Below are 22,897 nucleotides of genomic sequence, written 5' to 3'. Positions count from 1 at the left end.
TACCCGCGATCGGCCAAATTTCGAATTTGTCTGATCAATTCGCGCTACGAAATTAGTAATCGTCCGATGATTAGGAATCCCTTGACGAAAGCCGGGAGCAATCCGGCACGCGCGCCGCTATTTCGGATTCGGCTCGGCCGCCAGGTCGTCGGCCGGCAGCAGTTGCAGCATCAGGCGTGCGGCCTCAACGTTGGTCGTGTGCAGCCATTCGTCGTAGTCGTCGCCGCGCAGGATCACGACGCCCCGCTTCTCGTCGCCGGGCCGGTGCATCCGCGCAAACACCGGGTGCCCGTCGGCGTTGACAGTCAGCATCGACATGCCGATCAGCGAGCGGCCGTCATCGCCTTCGTAGCGCCGCCAGATGCCGGCCACGCAGCAGGTGTCCCAATCGGCGAGGCCGATCCGGTGCCATACGTTGCGGCCCGTCTCGTAGCACGGCTCGCAGACCCAGCGCGCCGGGATCAGACAGCGTTGCCCGTCGCGCCACGCCTTGCCATACAGCCGCGAGGTACCGACCGTCTCGGCGCGCGCGTTCATCGTGTCGAGCTTCTTCTTTTTCCGGCCGTGTTCGTCGACCCGCTCGGGCTGCATGAACTTCGGCCAGAAACCGAACACGGCCTTGACCACCGCAAGGCCGTCGCCCTGCGCGCAGGCGATCGGCGCCGCGTAGTCCGGATACACGTCCGGCTCCCACGGATCACGGCGAAACAGGTCGCCGATGCCGATCTTCAGTTCGCTGATGCCCGGATCTTCGTCCGGCGCGCGGTAGTTGGTGCACACGGTGGCGACCTGCGATGAGATGGGGTCCTTTCATCGTAGGACACGGCGCGCCGGTGCTTCGCGAAAAAAGCCGGATCGAGACAGCGCAAGGCAAGCAACCGAAGCGGCGGACATCGTCTACGCGCACCAACCTGTCGGCAAGCTTGCGCGACAATCGCCATGATCGACGCATGGTGGCTTCTGCGACACAGCGATGGCGGAGCCGCCGGCGGACGACGCACATTACCGCCACTGCCGGCCGGCGCCGCGCTATCGTCCGCCCGGCACGTCGTCGGCTTCGTCCGCGTCGGCCGGAAACCGGTGCTGGCCGAAACGCAGGATCAGCACGCCGACGGCGAGCAGCACGATGCCGAGCGTCGTCATCAGCATGTGCTCGGGGCTGTCGGTCACGCCACGCAGGATCAGGTCCCGCGCGAGCGACGTCATCGCGATATACAGCGGGAAACGCACGGGCAAGCGCCCGAGGCGCAGGTAGCGCACCGTCATCGCAAGCACTTCCAGATACAGGAACATCAGCAGCAGATCGGTCAGCGACACCTGCCCCGCGACGACGACCTTCCACGCCTCCTGCGCCATCGCAAACGTCGTCGCGAGGCCGATCAGCACGAGCCCGGCGAGTTCGGCCACGTGCAGGAATCCGTCGAAGCGCCGGCGAAGGCGCTCCGCCGCGTTGAGCATGGAACGGGAGGTGTTCAGTGTATTCAAGGTGGTCTGCTGCGTGAAAGTGGAATCTGAAAGCTGAATCGGTTAGTGTGAAACGCGGCTGCAGCGGCGCGCGTATCGGTATGACGGCGAAGCGCTTGAACGGATGCAGTGATGTGGTGCCAGTCCGCCGATTATCTATTCGTTGTCCCGATGATCTGTTAGCGCATCGCACCCGGTTTCGTCGATCGCCTGCTCGACCGCGCACAGCGTGCGCTGCTCGACCACGCCGACATAAATACGCATCGCTTCCGGCAGCTTCATCGTGTTGCCATCTCGTCGGATGGCCGGGCGGTCCTAATCTACTGCACGCGGCGCGGTCGCATCAAGAGCACAGATCAGGAGCACAGCTGCCGCCACCGGGCGAGGTTGGCCATTGACGGAGCGCAGAATCGGATAACAGATCGGTGCGACGTGTTCCAAAGACGCACCGAAGCTGCTAGATTGCTTGCGCAACGATGTATTTCGGCAGGCGACGCGCCACGTACTGTGCCGCTGCGGCATCGCGACGCAGCGGCAAGTCACGGCGGCGCGCAGGCGAAGGATCGCGCACTGCGCGCGCCGCCGCACCTGTCACAAGAGAGCACGGCAACCCATGACACACTCGTTCGATCCGTTTTCGCGATGCATCGTTTCGACGACTCGCGTACCGAATCGGCGTAACCAACCGGCATGCCCCGATGCAGACCAACCCACCGTCCCCGCAGAACGTCCATAGTCCCCCTACCCGCAACGCGATCTTCCTCGTTGCGACCATCAACCCGGGCGCCGGCCACGCGGACACCGTCCGCGCCTGGTGCGGCGACATCGCCGCGCTCATCCGCTCGGTCGGCAAGCGTGTGCCGGCCGGCAACCTGTCGTGCGTGTGCGGCTTCGGCTCCGACGCGTGGGATGCGCTGTTCGGCACGCCGCGGCCCGCGGCGCTGCACCCGTTCCGCGAATTCGGCACGGGCCAGCGCGTCGCCGTCGCGACGCCCGGCGACATCCTGCTGCACATCCGCGCAGACGCGACGGATCTGTGCTTCGAACTCGCGACCCAGCTCGTCGGCCGCCTCGGCGACGCGGTGAAGATCGTCGACGAAGTGCACGGCTTCCGCTATTTCGACCAGCGCGCGATGATCGGCTTCGTCGACGGCACCGAGAACCCGTCCGGGCGCGAAGCGGCCGACTTCACGGTGATCGGCGACGACGATGCCGAATTCGCGGGCGGCAGCTACGTGATCGTGCAGAAATACCTGCACGACATGGCCGGCTGGAACGCGCTGCCGGTGGAGACGCAGGAGCGCATCATCGGCCGCACCAAGCTGTCCGACATCGAGCTCGACGCGGCGGTCAAGCCGTCGTCGTCGCACAGCTCGCTGACGACGCTCGTCGAGAACGGCGAGGAAGTGAAGATCCTGCGCGACAACATGCCGTTCGGCCGCCCCGGCGCCGGCGAATTCGGCACCTACTTCATCGGCTACGCGCGCTCGCCCGCGCCGATCGAACAGATGCTCGAGAACATGTTCGTCGGCCGCCCGCCCGGCAATTACGACCGGCTGCTCGATTACAGCCGCGCGGTGACGGGCTCGCTGTTCTTCGTGCCGTCGGCCGACCTGCTCGATGCGCTTGCGACACGCGCGGCGCCCGCCGCCAACGCCGCGCCGGCGGCCCCCCCGTCGACCGAGCCGCCCGCGGACGGCTCGCTGAAAATCGGCTCGCTCAAAGGAACCCACTCGTATGAATAACCTGCATCGCGAACTCGCCCCGATCTCCACCGCCGCGTGGTCGCAAATCGAAGAGGAAGTGGCCCGCACCTTCAAGCGCTCGGTTGCGGGCCGGCGCGTCGTCGACGTCGTCGGGCCGGACGGCGTCGAGCTGTCGGGCGTCGGCACGGGCCACCTGCGCGACATCGCCGCGCCGCGCGAGCACGTCGGCGCGAAGCTGCGCGAGGTCAAGGTACTCGTCGAGTTCACCGTGCCTTTCGAGCTGGGGCGCGACGCGATCGACGCGGTCGAGCGCGGCGCGCGCGACGCCGACTGGCAACCGGCGAAGGACGCCGCGCAGCGGCTCGCGTTCGTCGAGGACAGCGCGATCTTCGACGGCTATGCGGCCGCCGGCATCGTCGGGATCCGCGAAGCGACATCGAACCGCAAGATCGCGCTGCCCGCCGACGTGCGCGAATATCCGGGCGCGATCGGCGACGCACTGGAGGCGCTGCGGCTCGCGGGCGTCGACGGCCCCTATTCCGTGCTGCTCGGCGCAGATGCTTACACGGCGCTCGGCGAAGCACGCGAACAGGGCTATCCGGTCATCGATCACCTGAAGCGAATCGTCAACGGCGAGATCGTCTGGGCGCCCGCGATCAGCGGCGGCTGCGTGCTGTCGACGCGCGGCGGCGACTTCGCACTGCACCTCGGCGAAGACGTGTCGATCGGCTATCACAGTCATACCGGCGACGTCGTTCGACTGTACCTGCGCGAAACGCTCACGTTCCTGATGCTGACGAGCGAGGCATCGGTCGCGGTGACCGCTCAGCCGCCGGCAGCCTGACGAAACGGTCCGGCGCTGCGGCGCCGGCCACCCCTCCCCGCCACGCCCTCATCCTCCACCCCGACCCCGCGTCGCCCATGCGCACGCGCCTGCCTGAATCCGTTCGTCTGACGACGTGACACACGTCGCGCACGTCCGCACGTCTGCATGTCCGCACCTCCAATCCGCGCGCATGACAAACGCCTGTCCGTCTGTACTCCTCGCGTTCGCGCGACACGCGCGCGCAGGGGTGCAATTCCTCGTCGCGATCGCATCGAACTGTGCCTTGGACAGCGCCTGTCGATCCGCTATTTTTGGATGCAGTCAACGTGATGCGATGGGCGCCTCGAAGCATGGGCGCTCACGTCGCCGAGTGTGTGCGCGTCGGGCCTGATGTCGTCCGCGCGCGCGAGCCCAAACGGCGCTTCACGCCGCGCGGCCGGCACACCCGCGCGCTGCTCCGCATCGGCCCTCGACCTCTTTACAGACAGGAGTCACGCACAATGCCCGCACTTTGCGATATCTGCCATGCCCGCCCCGCCGTGGCGCGCGCCACGGTGACGCAGAACGGCGAGCGCAAGTCGATTTCGATCTGCGACTACCACTACCGTCAGTTGATGCGGCACCAGAGCATGCTCAATCCGTTCGACACGCTGCTCGGCGGAGGAAGCGACCTGTCGCATTTCTTCGGCGGCTTCGGCGACGAAGGTCACGACGACGGCCATCTCGCGGCGGAGTTGCCGCGCGAATCGGTCGACGCGACTGACGCGTTCAGCGAACAGACACTCGAACTGCTGCAGCGCGCGGCGGAAAAGGCGCACGAACTGCGCCGCACCGAGCTCGATACCGAGCACCTGCTGTACGTGCTCGCCGACACCGACGTCTGCGCCGCGCTGTTGAAGGAGCTCAAGCTGTCGCCGGACGACATCACGCGCTACATCGACGAACACGCGCAGACTGGCACCGCGGACCCCGACGCGCCCGTCGACCGGATGACGATCTCGCCGCGCGTGAAGAAGGCGATCCAGTTCGCGTTCCAGGCGTCGCGCGATCTCGGTCACTCGTATATCGGGCCCGAGCATCTGCTGATCGGCCTCGCGGCCGTGCCCGACAGCATCGCGGGCGCACTGCTGAAGAAATACGGCGTGACGCCCGAGGCGCTGCGCCAGAAGGTCGTGAAAGTCGTCGGCAAGGGTGCGGAAGACGGCCGCATCGATACGCCGACCGGCACGCCCAATCTCGACAAGTTCGGCCGCGATCTCACCGCGCTCGCGCGCCAGGGCAAGCTCGACCCGGTGCTCGGCCGCGCGCAGGAAATCGAGAGCACGATCGAGGTGCTCGCGCGGCGCAAGAAGAACAATCCGGTATTGATCGGCGAACCGGGTGTCGGCAAGACGGCGATCGTCGAAGGCCTCGCGCAGCGGATCGTCAACGGCGACGTGCCCGAAGTGCTGCGCAACAAGCGGCTCGTCGAGGTGAACATCAACTCGATGGTGGCCGGCGCGAAATACCGCGGCGAATTCGAGGAACGCGCGAAGCAGCTGATCGACGAAGTCACCGCGAAGCAGGACGAGCTGGTGCTGTTCATCGACGAACTGCATACGATCGTCGGCGCGGGACAAGGCGGCGGCGAAGGCGGCCTCGATATCGCGAACGTGCTGAAGCCGGCGCTCGCGCGCGGCGAGCTGAGCCTGATCGGCGCGACGACGCTCAACGAATACCAGAAGTACATCGAAAAGGACGCGGCGCTCGAGCGGCGCTTCCAGCCCGTGCTCGTGCCCGAGCCGAGCGTCGAGCAGACGATCGTGATCCTGCGCGGGCTGCGCGACAAGCTCGAAGCGCATCACCAGGTGAGCTTCACCGACGACGCGTTCGTCGCGGCCGCCGAATTCGCAGACCGCTACATCACGTCGCGCTTCCTGCCCGACAAGGCGATCGACCTGATCGACCAGGCCGCCGCGCGCGTGCGGATCGGCTCGACGTCGCGGCCGGCGGCGATCCAGGAGCTCGAGGCAGAGCTCGCGCAACTGAAGCGCGAACAGGACTACGCATCGTCGCGCAAGCGCTTCGACGAAGCGAAGCGCTTCGAGGAACGCATCGCCGACAAGCAGGCGCAGCTCGACGAGCAAATGGAGGCATGGCAGCGCAAGACCGGCTCGGAAACGCTCGAGGTGACGGTCGCATCGGTCGCCGACGTGGTGTCGCGCCTGACCGGCATTCCCGTGTCCGAGCTGACGCAGGAAGAGCGCCAGAAGCTGCTGCAGATGGAAGCGCGGCTGCGCGAACGCGTCGTCGGCCAGGCCGACGCGGTGGTCGCCGTCAGCGACGCGGTGCGGCTGTCGCGCGCGGGCCTCGGCCACACGCATCGGCCGATCGCGACGTTCCTGTTCCTCGGGCCGACCGGCGTCGGCAAGACCGAGCTCGCGAAGGCGCTCGCCGAGACCGTGTTCGGCGACGAGCAGGCGATCATCCGCATCGACATGTCCGAATACATGGAACGGCATGCGGTCGCGCGGCTGATCGGCGCGCCGCCCGGCTACGTCGGCTACGAGGAAGGCGGCCAGCTCACCGAGCGCGTGCGGCGGCGGCCGTACAGCGTGATCCTGCTCGACGAGATCGAGAAGGCGCACCCGGACGTCTACAACGTGCTGCTGCAGGTGTTCGACGACGGCCGGCTCACCGACGGCAAGGGCCGCGTCGTCGACTTCAGCAACACGATCCTGATCGCGACCAGCAACCTCGGCGCCGCGATCATCATGGACAACCTGACGCAGCCCGACGCCGCGCGCAAGACCGACAAGGCGATCAAGGACGAACTGATGCAGGTGCTCAAGGGCCACTTCCGCCCCGAGTTCCTGAACCGGATCGACGAGATCATCGTGTTCGATGCGCTGTCGAAGGACGACATCCGCGCGATCGTGAAGATCCAGCTCGACCGCGTGACACGCACCGCGGCCGCGCAGGACATCACGCTCACGTTCGGCGATGCGCTCGTCGACCATCTCGCCGACGTCGGCCACCAGCCCGAATTCGGCGCGCGCGAGCTGAAGCGCCAGATCCGCCAGATCATCGAGACGCGCCTCGCGAAGGAGATTCTCGGCGACACGCTGAAATCGGGTGAACGCGTCGAGATCGACTACGACAAGGCCGGCGACGACGTGACATTCAACAAGCTGCCGCTGGCGCAGGATGCGGCGCAGCGTGCGTCGAAGGACGGCAAGGCCGCCGACGACGGCGACGCATCGGGCGACACGTCGGGCGACGGTCACATAGCGGCCGAAGCACCCGGCGATCTGCCGTCAGACATCAAGGAAGCAGCCGCGAAACCCGCGGCCCGCAAAACGTCGCGCGCGAAATCGTCCGGCGACAAGAAGGAAGCGCGGTAGCGCGACCGTCCGCGACCCGGACGGCCGCGCATACCGCGCGCCACCGGCGCCGCCCTGCTCGCGCGGGACGGCGCCGCACGCAGCCGCGACGCGGCATAACCCGAGCCCCGATCCGGCGTGTCCGGCACGGCTCACGGAGCATTAACATGACAAATCGACGCGAAGTGCCAGGTATCAGGAAGTACGACGGGCCCGCCGGCGGTTGGGGCGCGCTTCGCGCCACGGCCGATGCCGTCAGGACCCAGATGGACAGCTTCGAGGCGCCCATCATCCTGATGCGGACCAACCAGCCCGACGGCTTCGATTGCCCCGGCTGCGCATGGCCCGACAAGGAGCACAAGTCCACGTTCCAGTTCTGCGAGAACGGCGCGAAAGCCGTCACGTGGGAAGCGACGACCAAGCGCGTGCCGCCCGAGTTTTTCGCGGCGAACACCGTGTCGTCGCTGTTGCGCATGTCGGACTACGAACTGGAGAACATGGGCCGGCTCACGCACCCGCTCGTCTACGATCGCGCGACCGACACGTTCCGCGCAGTCGAATGGGACGACGCATTCGCACGCATCGGCGAGGTGCTGCGCGGCCTCGCGCCCGAGCAGGTCGAGTTCTATACGTCAGGGCGCGCGTCGAACGAGGCCGCGTACCTGTACCAGCTGTTCGCGCGCGAATACGGCACCAACAACTTCCCCGACTGCTCGAACATGTGCCACGAGCCGACCAGCGTCGGGCTGCCGCAATCGATCGGGATCGGCAAGGGCACGGTGTCGCTGGAGGACTTCGACAAGTGCGAGCTGATCATCGCGATCGGCCACAATCCCGGCACCAATCACCCGCGGATGATGGGCACGCTGCACGAGTGCTCGCGGCGCAATGTGCCGATCATCGTGTTCAATCCGCTGCGCGAACGCGCGCTCGAACGCTTCGCGGATCCGCAGGACATGATCGAGATGGCGTCGTTCGGCTCGACCCGGATCGCGTCGACCTACTTCCAGGTCGACGCAGGCGGCGACGCGGCCGCGCTCAAGGGGATCATGAAGGCGCTGCTCGCGCTGGAGGCCGAACAGGGCAACGTGCTGGATCACGCGTTCATCGCTGCGCATACCGAAGGGTTCGACGCGTTCGCGGCGGACCTCGAAGCGACGCCGTGGGACGACATCGAGCGGGCCAGCGGCCTCAGCCAGGCGCAGCTCGAACAGGTCGCGCTCGCGTATGCGAAATCGAACGCGACGATCGTCACGTACGGGATGGGCGTCACCCAGCACAACAAGGGCACGGCCAACGTGCGCCTGATCGCCGACCTGCTGCTGATGCGCGGCAACTTCGGCAAGCCCGGCGCGGGCATCTGCCCGCTGCGCGGCCACTCGAACGTGCAGGGCAACCGCACCGTCGGCATCACCGAAAAGCCGTCCGCGGACTTCCTGAAGAAGATTGAAGACGTGTTCGGCTTCACCCCGCCGCAACACCACGGGCACGACGCGGTCCAGACGATGCAGGCGATGATCGACGGCACGGCCAAGGCACTGCTGTGCCTCGGCGGCAATTTCGCGGTGGCGCTGCCCGATCCCGAGCAGTCGTTCCCCGCGATGGGCAAGCTCGACCTGAGCGTGCATCTCGGCACCAAGCTCAACCGCTCGCACCTGCTGGTCGCGAAGGAAACCTACATTCTGCCGGTGCTCGGCCGCACGGAGCTCGACGTACAGGCGGGCGGCCCGCAGTCGGTGACGGTCGAGGATTCGATGTCGATGGTCCACGCGTCGGCCGGCAAGCTGAAGCCCGCGTCCGAGTTCCTGCGCTCGGAGCCGGCGATCGTCGCGGGGATCGCGCACGCGACGCTGCCGAACAGCAAGGTGCAGTGGCTCGATGCGATCGCCGATTACGACCGCATCCGCGACATGATCGACCGGACGATTCCGGGCTTCGAGGCGTTCAACACGCGCATCCGCACGCCGGGCGGCTTCCGCCTGCCGCTGCCGCCGACCGAGCGCGTCTGGCCGACGCCGACCGGCAAGGCGATGTTCTCGGTGTACACGGGCGTGAAGGAAGACGCGGACGTGCTCGGCGCCGAGCAGGTGCTGCGGCTGATCACGCTGCGCAGCCACGATCAGTACAACACGACGATCTACGGGCTGGACGACCGCTATCGCGGCGTGTTCGGGCGTCGCGACGTGCTGTTCATGAACCCGGCGGACTTCGCGAAGTACGGGCTCGAGCACGGCGACCTGGTCGACATCGAGACGGTCACGCCGTCGGGCCGCACGCGCCGCCTCGAGAAGATCACCGCGATCGAGTACGACATCGCGCCGGGGTCGGTCGGCGCGTACTATCCGGAAGCGAACGTGCTGGTGCCGCTCGACTACATCGACAAGGAAAGCGGCACGCCGTCGTACAAGTCGGTGCCGGTTCGGGTGACGCGTTCGGCCACGGTCTGACGACGGACGGCTCGCGGCAGAGGGTCATGCCGCGAGCCTCTGATATGAAAATGGCGCGTCGTCGGACGCGCTATTTTTTTGTTCATCGAGGATCACCGGGGGACGCGGGGCGGACTCTCGGTGTTCGGCCAGTTTCGGCCGTTCGCAAGACAGCTTCAGATCGTCGACACTGCCGACAGGTAACTATCTTCGCCCGGGACCGCAGACGGGCGCTGCCCGCATCTTACGCTCTAATCTTTGTGAGATAGAAAACGCACGCTCTGGCGTCAGCGGCGATTTCACCTTGCGGGGTATCAACAAGCTGACGGACCACGTGCATCTCGCTTGGGCCACCGATTACCGCCGCGACTTGAATGGCGCGCCTGACCAAACCGGGCTGCTCGGATGCCAACGCCGCCCGCACGACAACGCGCGCGCTCTCGCTGAAATCCGGGGTGGTTTGTGAGTATTCTTCAACGACTCGCCGCAAGAGATCCACGCCTACATAACCCGGCGGTTCTCGTCGAGTCTGTCCCCAAGTGAATGAGTTTCCATGCGGCCCACGTGTCGCCAGCCAGCGCCAAACCTCGTCGCTTGGATCTCCGCCGAGTCTAATGATCTCGTTGACGATAGTGCTGTTCATAATAGGGGCTGACCACCTAGCAAAATTGGCAAATTATCGATGGGACCAAATGCGACATTTTTGACGACGGGCGAATGGATGTTTCCTGCTTTCGCGGCGATGAAAGTGTCGAAGGGTTTGAAGATCTAGCCTACACCCTGATTGCGGAATACGGCGACTGATGCAATTCTCGATGTCGTTGTCAGCATCGAGCAGCGGCGTTAAATCCGCGACCGCCAACAATGGCGAAACGTGTGAGGTATCTATGGGGCGAAAGCTGACCGAAGCCGAACTGGAACTGTACCGAAGGGTGGATGAAGTCTTGTATTACGTTTGGGACCCTATCGGGGTTGCGCTCAGCCCCGCGGCACGGGACGAGTATCAAGGATATCTGCCGAAGGTGTTTGTCATGTTGCGGGAGGGAGCGGGATCATCGCCCATCGCAGCATACTTGGACGAAGTAGCGACTGAGATGATGGACCTAGAAGCAAGACCTGAACATTCCAGGCGAATCGCCGAATTGTTGCTCGACTGGAAAATGGAGATTTACAGGACACGGTAGGTGACCTTGAGCCGTGCTGCCAAATCTCGTCCGCTTCTCCCTCTCAATGATTAGCAAGGCCAATCCAATGACAGGCGAAAACGATCGTAACGAACGCGGCGTCAGAGGCCCAGCGAGGCTCGTGGTCGAAATTTACGACCGAGAGACGGAGAGCATTGTCCAGACGCACAGCTTTGATGTTCGGGATATTTCAGATCTTTGCAGGATCTTGAGGATCGACTCCTTCGAGCCTTGGGAGTGCTATGAGTTGGACGAGCGGGATATCGAGTTGCTCAGCGAGGCCTATGACATCCGAATGGATCGCGACGGATTGGCCAAATTAAGACTCACGGAGGAACACGACGAGCATCCGTACCTGCTTCACACGAACCGCGAATTGTTGCTGATGCTCGAAGGGCGCAAGCCGTTCAGCGCTTTCGTAGACGAGGACGGATCGTCCGGCAAACCTTCAAGGCGCTTTCCCGAGGCAAAGTTCGACGCCTTCGTGGCAGCGGGCCGCTTTGTGAAACACGAGTATTTTGAGCCATCAGGGATCGAGGTGGAGCGTCAGATAAGGAGGGTGCTCTACGCTGCACCCGGAGAAGCATGGCGGATCAACGCATATTTGCTGTTGCTCGAAACGTCGAAGTGCTGTGGATGGAGCGAGGGTTTCGAAAGGCTAGAAGGATCCCTACTCGGCTATTCCAGCGAAGAAAACGATATGCATGTATTGCTGCAACAGAAATACCGCGGGAGCATCGGGTAGACAGGAGACGCGGCATTTGTCTCGGGATCGCCTCAGCATCTGCATGGGCGATGCTACGAACGTCTGCTTACCGAAAAATCGAACGTCCGGCTCGACACGGATACGGAAGTTGGCGGCAGGTGCTGCAGTGCACGACCGGCACCCAGCGCCGAACTTCCGAGTTCGGCCAGAAGCGGTCAATCGACAGCATCGGAGAGATCGGTAACAATCAGTCCAGTTCTCACGGGGCTGGGAAACGTACATCGCCAGCAAGCAATCGAGACGCAACTAGAACAAAGTGCTTGAGACAAGGGGGCACGAATATGCGATCCAGTCTTCACTCGTACATTTCGATTGCTGCGACATTTATTCTTTGCCTGTGTCTTGGTGCTTGCAAGCAGGAACAGGACAAGTGGCCTGCCCTATTGCAAAACGTGACGGCGAGTGGCGGTTACTGGGGCGCGTGCCCGCCTAAGAACAGGACCGGACAGGAAACGTTGAAAACCATGGGGCGGCTTGGAACATCGCCTGAACTTGACGCCCGATTGAATGCCGGTTTCCCTCCTGGATCGGATGCTCAGAAACTCGAAAGTACCCTTGCTGAACAAGGATTTCGCCTTGACGGTGTCTGCACGACAGACCGGTCGATTCACGCTGCCGACTTTTTCCGTAAAGGCGAGGGCTTCCTGTCTTACGGTGTGTCCGCGGAAGTCTATTGGAAAGTGGATCAAATCGGCCGACTCGTGTGGGCGAAAGGATTTGTCATGTTTGTCGGCTTATAGACATCGTCGGATTGTTGACAACAAAGACCGTGGTTGGTCGATCGAATGACCGCTTGCAAAATCACTAAAGGGCCGCTTCGCTTCGGCAACAGCCACCGAAACCACCCGTCGACGCCATTCTCGGTGCTGGTCGAGGGGCAAGTGCGGCACCTGATCGCGAGCAAGCTCGTCGACCGGACCGAGCTACTCGGGGCGCTGCCGACGACGGCACGGAGTTTTGTTGATACCTCTACGCGTCTAAGCGGTCCTGCGCACTGTTACCTACTGCATTGCGCGATGCATCAAAGACGATCGTGCAACACGGTCGCTGTTGATAAACGCGGCAGCTTCAGTAGCTTCGCCTTGTAGTCAAGCAGCTCGCTGTCGTTCACGTCGAATCGCCGCAGCCAGGCATCGCTTTCGGCCGTCGTATCAAAATACGGCGCAGTAGACCCCATCAAGCCTCGTTGAAGGCGCCAAACGGTCTCGGCTCGAACGGCCTTCAGCGCGTTGTTGAGAACGACATAATTCGCCGGTGCCACTGACGGCCCCTTGCCCGCTTCGTCGGCAGAGGCCCCGGACTCCGGCTCCGGACCGGCCTGAATCACAACCCCACCATTCACGTCGTATAGCGCGAACCGATCAGGCGGTAGCTCGTTTCGCAACGCGGAGATCCCTCCGACCTGCTCCAACAATGCCTTGTTCAAGCAGGTGAGCCACGAAACCGTTTTGATTTTGGATCTCAGGTGCGTTGCGTTCAACAGCGGATTCCCCACATCGAGCGCGATGTAACGTCTCGCCAACCAGTACTCTGTCGGGGTGTTGGCTTCAGCTTCCGGCAGGCTCAAATTCACCGCGAAACCTGCATAACCGTTGTAGACGTTCAGCCGCTTCGCGAAGTCGACGAACAACTGCTGAAACGCCTGCGGATAGGCGACCAAAAACGGGACGGGAACCGAGAAAGTCAGCGTGCTGGCGCCGCCTTCCGGCATCGTTTCTTCATAGTCAAAAATCCCGAAAACGCGGAACTCCCACAGTCCAGCATCCTCTGCTTTCTCGCCGGACGAGAGATAAGCCGTGACCCCCGCGTCACCCCGCGGCCGAAACACATTCGGATCGACCTGTCCGTCCTTCAGCTGCACGGGCTTTCGACCGTCTTGCGTCAACCAGCGAAGGCGCGAACCAGCATAGGCCGAATACGCTGCGAAGCACTTCGCAATCTCATCCTGCACGCTTTCTTGATACGCATTAGGAAAGAAAAGTGCCGCGCGCACGACCATCGCAGCGCCGATGTAGTCGTGACGTTGCTTGGGAAGTAGCATGCCCCCTTTCAACAGGGCGTCAGTCTGGGCTTTCTTCGCCCACTCGATCAATGCTTGTTCGTCCATGGTCATCAGAGTACCGGAATCAGGGCAGGTGATGCAGACGGCGCGATACCAGCGGGCGGCCGCGGGCCGAAGACACTTCGCGAACGCGTTGTAGCGGGATCGAGCTCGTCAAAAGGACTCCAAGGCGCGGCCTTCGACGCGCCATCTGAAGCGTCGCGAGGAGCCGGCCCGAACACCGGGACCTCGCCGGTCTCGGCCTGCTTCCTCTCATCGTCGTCGGGACACCCACAATCCGCCGGCGTCAACAGGACAGCAGACGCGTGGGGGCCGGCGATGTCTTCGTCCTGCTTCTGGTGCCGCGTCGAATACGAGTCGCCCTTGAACTTCATCTCGACCACCGCATCGAGGTTATCCTGCGTCGGCTCCTTAGCGGGATCCTTGACGATTACCACGTCGGGGATCCGAACGTTGCCGATACCGCGCTTGTATTCTCCCACCCAGTTGTCTTCAATCCATTGAGGTAGCCAACCATGCGTTTTGTTCGGCGTGCGCGAGCTCATGATCGGCGTAGGCGGTCGAACGAATTGAGGTACACCCTACTCGTCTCGCCCTCTCCCTGCGCCGTTCCTCCGATCGACCACTTCGTGTCGCTCACGTTTCGGTTCCCCCCGTGCCTTGAAACATAATCGAAGCCGGCTCGGCGAAGTCGTGCCACTGCGTGAAGCCGTTCACGTCCGTTTGACCCGAGATCGTGGCACCGCCAGGCGACTGGCACGACAGGGGAGCATGCCGCGAGCCGCTGATATGAGAATGGCGCGTCGTCTGACGCGTCATTTTTTTGTTCATCGGGGATCACCGGGGGAACGCTGGGCGGACTGTCGGTGTTCGCCTGCGGATTCAACCCGTCCGCGTGTCGCCGTGCCGTCAAAACATTGTGGCTGTAACAGTCGTTCCATAGTCGACGGTCGCTGCCATTGCCCCGTGGCCCCCGCGTTTCTCAGGGCGGGGGAACGCGCACGCCGGCAACGGCTGGGCCAGCAGCATCGACCTGGGCGAGTCAGGATTGCGGTCGTCCGGCTTGGACCGGGTTCCGAGCGGCACGTTGCTGGTCATCGGGCCTCTCGGACTGGACCAGCAATCCGCCTCCGCAGCCTTGCGGCACCTTGTCCCGCTATTGGGGCGGCCTTACTGCCATTCACCGGGATGACAGATCACCCAACCCGGATGGTAGCTATCCATGTCCGTATGACCCCAGCACCAGCCGTGCTGATGAATGGTCTTCATCAGCTGTTCGCGTTGTGCGCAGGCGCTTCCCGGAGCATATTGCCCGTCAGGCAATAGTCCCGGTGACGGGCCGTTCCGGCATTTGTCATCGACCGCTTCTTCCTGATGCATCAGTGCCTGGACGGCGGGTGGAATGGTGCGGGCTAACGTGGCCTTGTATTCGATGCAGGCTGGCGCCTTGGGATCGCTGGACTTGCGGGCACATTTGGACTGGAGTTTGTCGATGTTTCTCGATACTTCTGGCGGGTACGTCTCGGCGTGCGCTGTAGCAATACATCCAGCCAGCAACAGGCAGGCGGCGGCAAGTGATCTGATCAAAATCATTTCGCGTAGGACACGATGCGTTCGGTAGCTCAGGAATCGGCGAATTATGGCATGCGCGCGTTTTCAACGACCCGGCCAGCAATGGCGTTGAATTGATCTTCGTATAGTCAGGTCAACTGGTAGGTGTCGCTCGGAGCGACCTCCTTCGGAAGCTCATTGCCACACAGTTCGAGCACCGAGCGCTCGATCGTCCGCGTGATCGCGTCGAGCGCCAGCGCATTCGGCGCGAGGCCGAACGGTTCGGCGACTTCGTTCGCGATCGCCTCGAGTGCGATCAGCGTATACGAGATGAACACGCAGATCAGCGGCGTGAAGAACTCGGTCGAATCGACCAACCCGAACGGCAACATCACGCAGTACGCATAGACGGTGCGATGCAGCAGCACGCTGTACGCGAACGGGATCGGCGTCGATGCGATCCGCTCGCAGCCGCCGACCGCGTTGCCGAGCCGGTTGAGCTGCTCGTCGAACATCCAGCGCGTCGTGCCGGCATCCGGCGCGCCCGCCAGCATTCGCGTCAGACTGCCGCGAACCTCGTCGAGCAGTGCGACCGGCTTGTAGCATTTGCGGGCGAGCGCGTCGGTGCGCGCGCGCCCGAGGATGCGCGTCAGGTCCTCGGACGGATCGGTGTGGCGCAACTGATGCTTCAATGCGTAGACGAATGCGATCAGCAGATCGGTCGTCTGGTTGCGCACGGCGTCATCGACGTGCTCGGGCAGATAGTGCCGCATCTGCGACGTCAACGCGCGCGACGCGATCAGCACATCCCCCCACAGGTGCCGCGCCTCCTTGAAGCGCTCGAAGCTCGCGTTGTTGCGGAACGCGAGGAAGATCGCCAGCGCGAGCCCGAACAGCGTGAACGGTGCGGTGTTGAGCGGAATCTTCTCTCCGAAGATCCGGCCGTTCGTGAAGACCGCAGTCGTGCTGACGATCGCCATGAAAACCAGCTGCGGAATGATCGATTGCAACACCGAGCCGTTCCACACGAACAGCATCTGCAACCAGTTTTGTTTCGGTCTGACGATCATGATCTGTCTCAGCGGGACGCGGCGCGGCCGCATTGCCCTTGCGTAACGAAACCGGCCCCGCATCGCGGGGCCGGATTGATGGTGCGGCAGGACCCGGCCGCTTCGGCACGGGTCCCGCCACGATGCCTGCGCCCGCCGGCGTCAGTGGTGGTAGCCCTCTCCTTCCCGCACCTTGCCGCGAAACACGCGGTATTGCAGCGCGTTGTAGACGAGGATGATCGGCAGCACGATCACCGTGCCGACCAACGCAAAGAGCTGGCTCGAATGGCTCGACGACGCATCCCAGATCGTCAGCGACGGCGGCACGATGTTCGGCCAGATGCTGATGATGAGGCCCGTGTAGCCGAGGAAGCAGATCGCGAGCGTCAGCAGGAACGGCGTCGCTTCATGCTGGCGCCGCACGGTGTGGAAGATGCCCCACACGCATGCAAGCACCAGCACCGGCACCGGCAGGAACCACCCCAGGTCGCCGCTGCCGAACCAGCGATGCGCGACGGCCGGCAGGCCGATCACGGTCCACAGGCTGACGACGCCCATCACGCCGAGCAGCACACCCGTCAGCGGCTTCATCAGCAGGCGCATCTTGCGCTGCAGTTCGCCGTCGACCTTCAGGATCAGCCAGCCGCAGCCGAGCGTCGCATAGGTCGCGACCACGCCGATCCCGCAGAACAGGCTGAACGGCGACAGCCAGTCGAACGGGCCGCCGACGAACCGGCCGTCGGCAATCTTGATGCCCTGCAGCAGCGAGCCGAGCACGACGCCCTGGCAGAACGCCGCGAGCGCGGAGCCGCCGATGAACGCAAGGTCCCACATGTGCTGGGTGCGGGTGGCCTTCGCGCGCAACTCGAATGCAGCGCCGCGGAAGATCAGCCCGACGACCATCAGAATCAGCGGCAGATAATTCGCCGGCAGCAGCGTCGAGTACACAACCGGGAACGCGCCGTACAGCCCCGCGCCGCCGAGCACGAGAAACGTTTCGTTGCCGTCCCAGACCGGCGCGACGGTATTGAGCATCACTTCCCGCTCGGCTTTCGCGTCGAAGAACGGAAACAGCAGGCCGATGCCGAGATCGAAGCCGTCCAGCACCACGTAGATGAACACGCCGAGCGCGATGATCGCGGCCCATACGACAGGAAGATCGATGTGCATGGCTTACTCCGCTTCGGTAACGTCCAGCGGCGTGGACAGTGCGCTCTTGCGCAGCCCCGGATGCCGGTGCAGTTCGATGTACCCGGCGTTCGCGGCCGGCCCGTGGTTCATCAGTTTCAACATGTAATAGACACCCGTTCCGAATACGAGGAAATACACCACGACGAAGATCAGCAGCGACACGCCGACCTGCTGCGCATCGAGCGGCGCGACCGAATCCACGGTCCGCAGCACGCCATAGACCGTCCACGGCTGCCGGCCGACCTCGGTCGTGATCCAGCCGGCGAGCAGCGCGACGATGCCCGACGGCCCCATGCACAGCACGAACCACTGGAACCAGCGCGTTTCATAGAGTCGGCCTCCCTTTCGCAGCAGCAGGCCGAGCAGCGCGGTGAGCAGCATCAGCATCCCGAGGCCGGCCATGATCCGGAACGTCCAGAAGATGATCGACGAGTTCGGGCGGTCCTGCGGCGGGAATTCCTTCAACCCGCGGATCTCGCCGTTCCAGCTGTGCGTGAGGATCAGGCTGCCGAGGTGCGGCACCTGCACCGCGTAGCGCGTAACTTCCGCCTTCATGTCGGGCAGGCCGAACAGGTTCAGCGCGGTGCCGCCCTTCTCGGTTTCCCACAGCCCTTCGATCGCCGCGATCTTCACTGGCTGGTATTCGCGCGTGTTGAGGCCGTGTGCGTCACCGACGACGATCTGCACCGGCGCGAGCAGCAGCAGCATCCACAGCGCCATCGAGAACGTGCGCTTGACGGGCTCGTCGCGGCGGCCCTTCAGCAGATGCCATGCGCCGCACGCGGCAACGATGAAGCCCGCGACGATGAACGCGGCAATGGTCATATGCACGAGCCGGTACGGAAACGACGGATTGAAGATCACCTTGAACCAGTCGACCGGGACAACGATGCCGTTCTGGATCGCGAAGCCCTGTGGCGTCTGCATGAAGCTGTTCGACGCGAGAATCCAGAACGTCGAGATCAGCGTGCCGACCGCTACCATCAGCGTCGCGAAGAAGTGTGCGCGCGGGCTCACGCGGTTCCAGCCGAACAGCATCACGCCGAGGAAGCCGGCCTCGAGGAAGAACGCCGTCAATACTTCATACGTCAGCAACGGCCCGGTGATGTTGCCGGCGATGCGGGAAAACCCGCTCCAGTTGGTGCCGAACTCGTAGGCCATCACGACGCCGGAGACGACGCCCATGCCGAAGCCGACCGCGAAGATCTTCGACCAGAACTGGAACATCGATTTGTAGGCGGCGTCGCCCGTGGCCAGCCAGCGCCACTCGAGCACCGCGAGAAAGCTCGCCATGCCGATGCTGATCGCGGGGAACACGATATGAAAGGACACCGTGAACGCGAACTGCAATCGCGCCAGGTGAAAGGCGTCGAAGATTTCCATGACCGATATGTGCCCGTGATAGTGGAGACGTGCGTCCGATGCGGACCATCCCGCGATGGTCCGGCAGCCGCGTGGTGCGGCCCCGTCGACACGCGCGTGCATCGCATCCGGCATCGAAGCGTGATCGACGATAGCGCGATTCGAACGTCGCTCGCAATCAAACGCTGGCACCCGCGAACTGTGCTCGTGGCGCCCCGTTCGATGTGTACATCGAAACCGTGCGTGGGGCCGCCGAGGCCGTCAGCTGTACTGCTTTTCCGGTCGCCGTGCTGTGCACGCACATCGCGTCCGATCGCCCGTACGCTGTTGCCTGGTTCGGGTTCGCGGCAACCGGCGCAGGTCATCGGCGCTCGCCGCCGCCCCCGTCATTCGCCGGCGTCGCGCATCTGCTCAGGCATCTGCTGCGGCGATGCACGCCGGCATCATCGCGAGGACACTCATGCAGCCACGCCCCATGCTGACCGAGCCGACCGGCAGCGTTGCGCGCGACGTTACGCGCCATCGTCCGGACGGGCTCGAACGGGTCGTTGACCGCGTCGTCGACGAATGCCCGGTCGCGCTCGTGTTCAACGACATCTCGCATGCGGTGATGATGGCGACGCCGATCGATCTCGACGAATTCGGCGTCGGCTTCGCGCTCAGCGAAGGCATCGTCGAACGTGCGTCGGACATCTACGATATCGAAAGCGAGTACACGCTAAACAGCGCGGCAATCGGCGCAACCAACGGCGCGACCGACGGCGCGGTGGTGCACCTCACCGTATCGCAGCGCGCGTTCGTCGCGCTGAAGGGCCGCCGCCGCGCACTCGCCGGCCGCACCGGCTGCGGCGTGTGCGGGATCGAAAGCATCGCGCAGCTCGACCTGCATCCCGCGCGCATCCGGAATGCCGGCGCGGCGGCCGGGATCGGCGCGGAAGCAGTCGCGCGCGCCGCGCGTGCACTGCCCGCGCATCAGGCGCTGATGCGCGACACGGGCGGCATTCACGCAGCTGCATGGTGCGACCGTGACGGCACGGTCGTCGAAGTCTTCGAGGACGTCGGCCGGCACAACGCGCTCGACAAGCTGATCGGCCGGCTCGCGCGCGCCGGAACGGATACGCGCACGGGCTTCGTGTTCCTGTCGAGCCGCGCGAGCTACGAACTGGTTCGCAAGGCCGCGCGCGTCGATATCCCGATGATCGCGACGATCTCCGCGCCGACATCGCTTGCGATCGACGTCGCGCGCGAAGCCGGCATCCGCCTGCTCGGCTTTTGCCGCGGCAGCGGTTTCGTCGAATACGTCGACGGTGTCGACGCCCCTGCAACCGTGGACGGGTAACCGGCAATGATGCGCTCCATCGATTTCGACACCGCACAGCAGCACTTCGCGCACGCGTTCGCGCAACCATTCGTCTGCACGTCCATCCCGATCGCCGATGCGGCGGGCCGCATCCTCGCCGCACCGTTGACCGCCGTGCTCGACCAGCCGCCGGCCGACCAGAGCGCGATGGACGGCTATGCGGTACGCCACGCCGACCTCGCGAGCGGCGAGCCGTTGCGCGTCACGCAGCGCTGCTACGCGGGCGACGTGCCGCTGCCGCTCGATCCGCGCTGCGCCGCGCGCCTGTTCACCGGCAGCCTGATCCCGCCGGGCGCGGATACGGTGATCATGCAGGAGAACGCACGGGAGCAGGACGGGTACGTGAGCTTCGACGCGAGCACGCGCGCCGGCACGCACATCCGCCGGCGCGGCGAGGAACTGCGCGCGGGTGACGTGATGATGGCGGCGGGCACCCGCCTGCACGCCGCGCACGTCGGCATCGCGGCCGCGCAAGGCATCGCCCGGGTCGACGTGCATGCCGCGCTGCGTGTCGGCATCCTGACGACCGGCGACGAGCTCGTCGCGTGCGGCGAGCTGCGGATGCCGCAGCAGATCTACAACAGCAACGCGCCGATGCTGGCCGCGCTCGTCGCGGGCACCGGCGCCGTCGTCGCGCGGGCCGCGCATGCGCGCGATACGCGGCACGCAGTCGACCACGCGCTGCGCGACCTGATCGCGCACTGCGACCTGCTCGTCTGCGTCGGCGGCGCGTCCGTCGGCGACAAGGATCTCCTGCGCCCCGTGCTGACCGAGATCGGCGCGTCGTTCGTGCTGTCCGGCGTCCGCATGAAACCCGGCAAGCCGGTCGCGCTCGCACGGCTCGACGGCAAGCCGGTCGTGCTGCTGCCCGGCAACCCGGGCGCCGCGCTAACGACGTTCGCGCTGTTCGTGACGCCACTGATCCGCTGCCTGCAGCGGCGCGACGAACGCCTGCCGATCGCGCCATCGCTGCCGTTCAACGCCGACATCGAGCCGGACGACGCACGCGACCGCTTCTTGCGGGTGCGTTGCCGCGTCGCAGCGAACGGGCAGCCCGTGCTCGATACGCTGCGGCAGCAAGGCGCCGGAACGCTGCAGTCGCTCGCGGACGCGAGCGGTCTCGTCCGGCTGCCCGCAGGCCGCGCAATTGCGCGCGGCGACGCGCTGCCGTACTACGATTTCGCGCGATGGCTCGCGTGACGACAGCGGCACGCGTGGCCATGCTGCAACGCGGCGCCATCCCGGCCGCTGCATTGCACGGTTTTCGCGGTGTGCGCACCGCGTGCCGCCAACCAACTGTATTCCTGCAAATCGGCCGGGATTGTGCCTCTGCTTCGAGCACCCGGCGATCTATCCTCCGGCAAGGAGCCTGCCTCGGCCTGCGCGCGTCCTGTCCGCACGACACGCGCACCGTCGGGCGCTCCGCCTTTCTCAACCTGCGCAGGCCAACGGAACGATCGTGAACGTCATCGATTTCGTCACGCCGACCGACTCCGCATCGAACCGCGGCGCGGCGGCAGTCGCCCTACCCGGCATCGCCGACATGCTCGAGCGTCCGCTGCGCGATCTGCGGCTGTCCGTGATCGATCGCTGCAATTTCCGCTGCACGTACTGCATGCCGCGCGACAGCTTCGACAGCGATCACGCGTTCATGCCGCCATCCGAACGCCTTTCGTTCGATGAACTGAGCAAAATCGCGCGCGCGTTCGTCGCGCTCGGCGTCGAGAAGATCCGCATCACCGGCGGCGAACCGCTGTTGCGGCGCGGGCTCGAAGCGCTGATCGAATCGCTTGCGTCGCTGACGACCGTGAGCGGCAAGCCGGTCGAAATCGCGCTGACGACGAACGGCTCGCTGCTTGCCGCGAAAGCGCGCACGCTGCGCGACGCGGGCCTCGCCCGCGTGACGGTGAGCCTCGACGCGATCGACGACGCGGTATTCCGCCGGATCAGCGACGTCGACGTCCCCGTGTCCCGCGTGCTGGCCGGCATCGACGCCGCGCAGGCGGCCGGGCTCGCACCCGTCAAGGTCAATGCGGTGATCGAGCGCGGCGTCAACGACAGCCAGCTGCTGCCGCTCGTGCGTGCATTCCGGCACACGGGCGTCGCGTTGCGCTTCATCGAATACATGGACGTCGGCGGCGCGCAGTCGTGGTCGGCCGACAAGGTGGTGACGGCCGCGCAGATGCGCGACACGATCGCCGCCGCGTATCCGCTGCTGCCGATTGACGATGCCGAGCTGCACGCGGGCACCGCGATCCGCCATCGCCACGCTGACGGCGCCGGCGAAGTCGGTTTCATCGCCAGCGTGTCCCATCCGTTCTGCGGCACGTGCACGCGCGCCCGCGTGTCCGCCGACGGCCAGCTCTATACCTGTCTGTTCGCGACGCACGGCACCGACCTGAGGCCGTGGCTCGCCAACACCGTGCCGCTCGAACCGTTGAGCGCCGCGATCCGCGACCGCTGGCTGCGCCGCGACGACCGCTACTCGGCGTTGCGCGCGGCCCGGCCCGCGCGGCGGCCGGGGAAAGCGTATCCGACCGTGCGCATGTCGCTCGTCGGCGGCTGACACGCTATCGAAGGATGCCGAA

Annotated in this window: 20 protein-coding genes; 10 read left to right on the top strand and 10 right to left on the bottom strand. The window is 64.8% G+C overall.

Features of this window, described 5'->3' with window-relative positions:
- Window positions 1-117: 117 nt before the first annotated feature.
- From G3N94_RS14855 to G3N94_RS42960, 3 genes are all read right to left on the bottom strand, one after another.
- Window positions 118-780, bottom strand: coding sequence for an SOS response-associated peptidase family protein (locus tag G3N94_RS14855; RefSeq protein WP_205793219.1), 663 nt, complete (start codon window positions 778-780; stop codon window positions 118-120).
- Between the two features lie 249 nt (window positions 781-1,029).
- Window positions 1,030-1,476: a phosphate-starvation-inducible PsiE family protein gene (locus G3N94_RS14850; RefSeq protein ID WP_205793229.1), complete on the bottom strand. Its 447-nt coding sequence runs from the start codon at window positions 1,474-1,476 to the stop codon at window positions 1,030-1,032.
- A 144-nt stretch (window positions 1,477-1,620) separates the two neighbouring features.
- Entirely contained in the window at window positions 1,621-1,746 is a 126-nt protein-coding gene (locus G3N94_RS42960; protein ID WP_277398542.1) for a hypothetical protein, read from the bottom strand.
- Between the two features lie 416 nt (window positions 1,747-2,162).
- Between G3N94_RS42960 and G3N94_RS14845 the strand changes: the two genes are divergently transcribed.
- From G3N94_RS14845 to G3N94_RS14815, 7 genes are all read left to right on the top strand, one after another.
- Window positions 2,163-3,209, top strand: coding sequence for a Dyp-type peroxidase (locus tag G3N94_RS14845; RefSeq protein WP_205793218.1), 1,047 nt, complete (start codon window positions 2,163-2,165; stop codon window positions 3,207-3,209).
- Entirely contained in the window at window positions 3,202-4,014 is an 813-nt protein-coding gene (locus G3N94_RS14840) for a family 1 encapsulin nanocompartment shell protein (protein ID WP_205793217.1), read from the top strand. Before G3N94_RS14845 ends, G3N94_RS14840 begins: the two co-directional genes overlap by 8 nt.
- A 482-nt stretch (window positions 4,015-4,496) precedes the next feature.
- Window positions 4,497-7,379, top strand: a complete 2,883-nt coding sequence (locus G3N94_RS14835) for an AAA family ATPase (RefSeq protein ID WP_205793216.1) — start codon at window positions 4,497-4,499, stop codon at window positions 7,377-7,379.
- A gap of 146 nt (window positions 7,380-7,525) precedes the next feature.
- Window positions 7,526-9,805: an FdhF/YdeP family oxidoreductase gene (locus G3N94_RS14830; protein ID WP_205793214.1), complete on the top strand. Its 2,280-nt coding sequence runs from the start codon at window positions 7,526-7,528 to the stop codon at window positions 9,803-9,805.
- A 782-nt stretch (window positions 9,806-10,587) separates the two neighbouring features.
- Window positions 10,588-10,968 carry a hypothetical protein gene (locus G3N94_RS14825; protein ID WP_205793232.1) on the top strand — a complete coding sequence of 127 codons (381 nt, stop codon included), beginning with the start codon at window positions 10,588-10,590 and terminating at the stop codon, window positions 10,966-10,968.
- A gap of 13 nt (window positions 10,969-10,981) precedes the next feature.
- A complete protein-coding gene (locus tag G3N94_RS14820) occupies window positions 10,982-11,713 on the top strand; it encodes a hypothetical protein (RefSeq protein ID WP_205793212.1) in 732 nt (243 codons plus the stop codon).
- 476 nt (window positions 11,714-12,189) lie between these two features.
- Complete coding sequence (locus tag G3N94_RS14815) at window positions 12,190-12,474, top strand: hypothetical protein (RefSeq protein WP_205793210.1); 285 nt, start codon at window positions 12,190-12,192, stop codon at window positions 12,472-12,474.
- Window positions 12,475-12,755: 281 nt separating this feature from the next.
- Here the strand turns inward: G3N94_RS14815 and G3N94_RS14810 are convergent, their stop codons facing one another.
- The 7 genes from G3N94_RS14810 to G3N94_RS14780 all read right to left on the bottom strand — a co-directional run bounded on the left by G3N94_RS14810 (window position 12,756) and on the right by G3N94_RS14780 (window position 18,970).
- Window positions 12,756-13,847, bottom strand: a complete 1,092-nt coding sequence (locus G3N94_RS14810; protein WP_241021854.1) for a type VI immunity family protein — start codon at window positions 13,845-13,847, stop codon at window positions 12,756-12,758.
- A complete protein-coding gene (locus G3N94_RS14805; protein WP_205793208.1) occupies window positions 13,847-14,341 on the bottom strand; it encodes a VRR-NUC domain-containing protein in 495 nt (164 codons plus the stop codon). The genes G3N94_RS14810 and G3N94_RS14805 overlap by 1 nt, the downstream gene beginning before the upstream one ends.
- A gap of 91 nt (window positions 14,342-14,432) precedes the next feature.
- Window positions 14,433-14,627, bottom strand: coding sequence for a hypothetical protein (locus tag G3N94_RS14800; RefSeq protein ID WP_205793206.1), 195 nt, complete (start codon window positions 14,625-14,627; stop codon window positions 14,433-14,435).
- Window positions 14,628-14,966: 339 nt separating this feature from the next.
- On the bottom strand, window positions 14,967-15,389 hold the full coding sequence (locus G3N94_RS14795) for a hypothetical protein (protein ID WP_205793205.1): 423 nt from the start codon (window positions 15,387-15,389) through the stop codon (window positions 14,967-14,969).
- Between the two features lie 107 nt (window positions 15,390-15,496).
- The gene (locus G3N94_RS14790) at window positions 15,497-16,417 is read right to left on the bottom strand and encodes a bestrophin family ion channel (RefSeq protein WP_205793203.1); all 921 of its coding nucleotides are present in this window, start codon (window positions 16,415-16,417) and stop codon (window positions 15,497-15,499) included.
- A 141-nt stretch (window positions 16,418-16,558) separates the two neighbouring features.
- A complete protein-coding gene (gene cydB / locus G3N94_RS14785; protein WP_205793201.1) occupies window positions 16,559-17,566 on the bottom strand; it encodes a cytochrome d ubiquinol oxidase subunit II in 1,008 nt (335 codons plus the stop codon).
- 3 nt (window positions 17,567-17,569) lie between these two features.
- Window positions 17,570-18,970 (bottom strand): cytochrome ubiquinol oxidase subunit I, encoded by a 1,401-nt coding sequence (locus G3N94_RS14780; RefSeq protein WP_205793199.1) that lies wholly within the window; start codon window positions 18,968-18,970, stop codon window positions 17,570-17,572.
- A gap of 439 nt (window positions 18,971-19,409) precedes the next feature.
- Between G3N94_RS14780 and fdhD the strand changes: the two genes are divergently transcribed.
- The 3 genes from fdhD (at window position 19,410) to moaA (ending at window position 22,875) form a co-directional block, all read left to right on the top strand.
- Complete coding sequence (gene fdhD, locus G3N94_RS14775; protein WP_205793198.1) at window positions 19,410-20,288, top strand: formate dehydrogenase accessory sulfurtransferase FdhD; 879 nt, start codon at window positions 19,410-19,412, stop codon at window positions 20,286-20,288.
- 6 nt (window positions 20,289-20,294) lie between these two features.
- Window positions 20,295-21,509: a gephyrin-like molybdotransferase Glp gene (gene glp, locus G3N94_RS14770; RefSeq protein ID WP_205793196.1), complete on the top strand. Its 1,215-nt coding sequence runs from the start codon at window positions 20,295-20,297 to the stop codon at window positions 21,507-21,509.
- 259 nt (window positions 21,510-21,768) lie between these two features.
- Window positions 21,769-22,875, top strand: a complete 1,107-nt coding sequence (moaA, locus tag G3N94_RS14765) for a GTP 3',8-cyclase MoaA (protein ID WP_205793194.1) — start codon at window positions 21,769-21,771, stop codon at window positions 22,873-22,875.
- The last annotated feature ends 22 nt before the right edge of the window (window positions 22,876-22,897 follow it).

This window comes from Burkholderia sp. Ac-20353, from assembly GCF_017104785.1.
Taxonomy (GTDB): domain Bacteria; phylum Pseudomonadota; class Gammaproteobacteria; order Burkholderiales; family Burkholderiaceae; genus Burkholderia.
This window is presented reverse-complemented; position numbering and strand designations above follow the sequence as displayed.

Excerpts from the sequence above, each read along its gene's own strand:
- G3N94_RS42960 (WP_277398542.1), bottom strand. The coding sequence starts at position 1,746 with ATGAAGCTGCCGGAAGCGATGCGTATTTATGTCGGCGTGGTCGAGCAG.
- G3N94_RS14845 (WP_205793218.1), top strand. The coding sequence starts at position 2,163 with ATGCAGACCAACCCACCGTCCCCGCAGAACGTCCATAGTCCCCCTACC.
- G3N94_RS14840 (WP_205793217.1), top strand. The coding sequence starts at position 3,202 with ATGAATAACCTGCATCGCGAACTCGCCCCGATCTCCACCGCCGCGTGG.
- G3N94_RS14835 (WP_205793216.1), top strand. The coding sequence starts at position 4,497 with ATGCCCGCACTTTGCGATATCTGCCATGCCCGCCCCGCCGTGGCGCGC.
- G3N94_RS14830 (WP_205793214.1), top strand. The coding sequence starts at position 7,526 with ATGACAAATCGACGCGAAGTGCCAGGTATCAGGAAGTACGACGGGCCC.
- G3N94_RS14825 (WP_205793232.1), top strand. The coding sequence starts at position 10,588 with ATGCAATTCTCGATGTCGTTGTCAGCATCGAGCAGCGGCGTTAAATCC.
- G3N94_RS14810 (WP_241021854.1), bottom strand. The coding sequence starts at position 13,847 with ATGACCATGGACGAACAAGCATTGATCGAGTGGGCGAAGAAAGCCCAG.
- G3N94_RS14805 (WP_205793208.1), bottom strand. The coding sequence starts at position 14,341 with ATGAGCTCGCGCACGCCGAACAAAACGCATGGTTGGCTACCTCAATGG.
- G3N94_RS14800 (WP_205793206.1), bottom strand. The coding sequence starts at position 14,627 with ATGAACAAAAAAATGACGCGTCAGACGACGCGCCATTCTCATATCAGC.
- G3N94_RS14795 (WP_205793205.1), bottom strand. The coding sequence starts at position 15,389 with ATGATTTTGATCAGATCACTTGCCGCCGCCTGCCTGTTGCTGGCTGGA.
- G3N94_RS14790 (WP_205793203.1), bottom strand. The coding sequence starts at position 16,417 with ATGATCGTCAGACCGAAACAAAACTGGTTGCAGATGCTGTTCGTGTGG.
- cydB (WP_205793201.1), bottom strand. The coding sequence starts at position 17,566 with ATGCACATCGATCTTCCTGTCGTATGGGCCGCGATCATCGCGCTCGGC.
- G3N94_RS14780 (WP_205793199.1), bottom strand. The coding sequence starts at position 18,970 with ATGGAAATCTTCGACGCCTTTCACCTGGCGCGATTGCAGTTCGCGTTC.
- fdhD (WP_205793198.1), top strand. The coding sequence starts at position 19,410 with ATGCAGCCACGCCCCATGCTGACCGAGCCGACCGGCAGCGTTGCGCGC.
- glp (WP_205793196.1), top strand. The coding sequence starts at position 20,295 with ATGATGCGCTCCATCGATTTCGACACCGCACAGCAGCACTTCGCGCAC.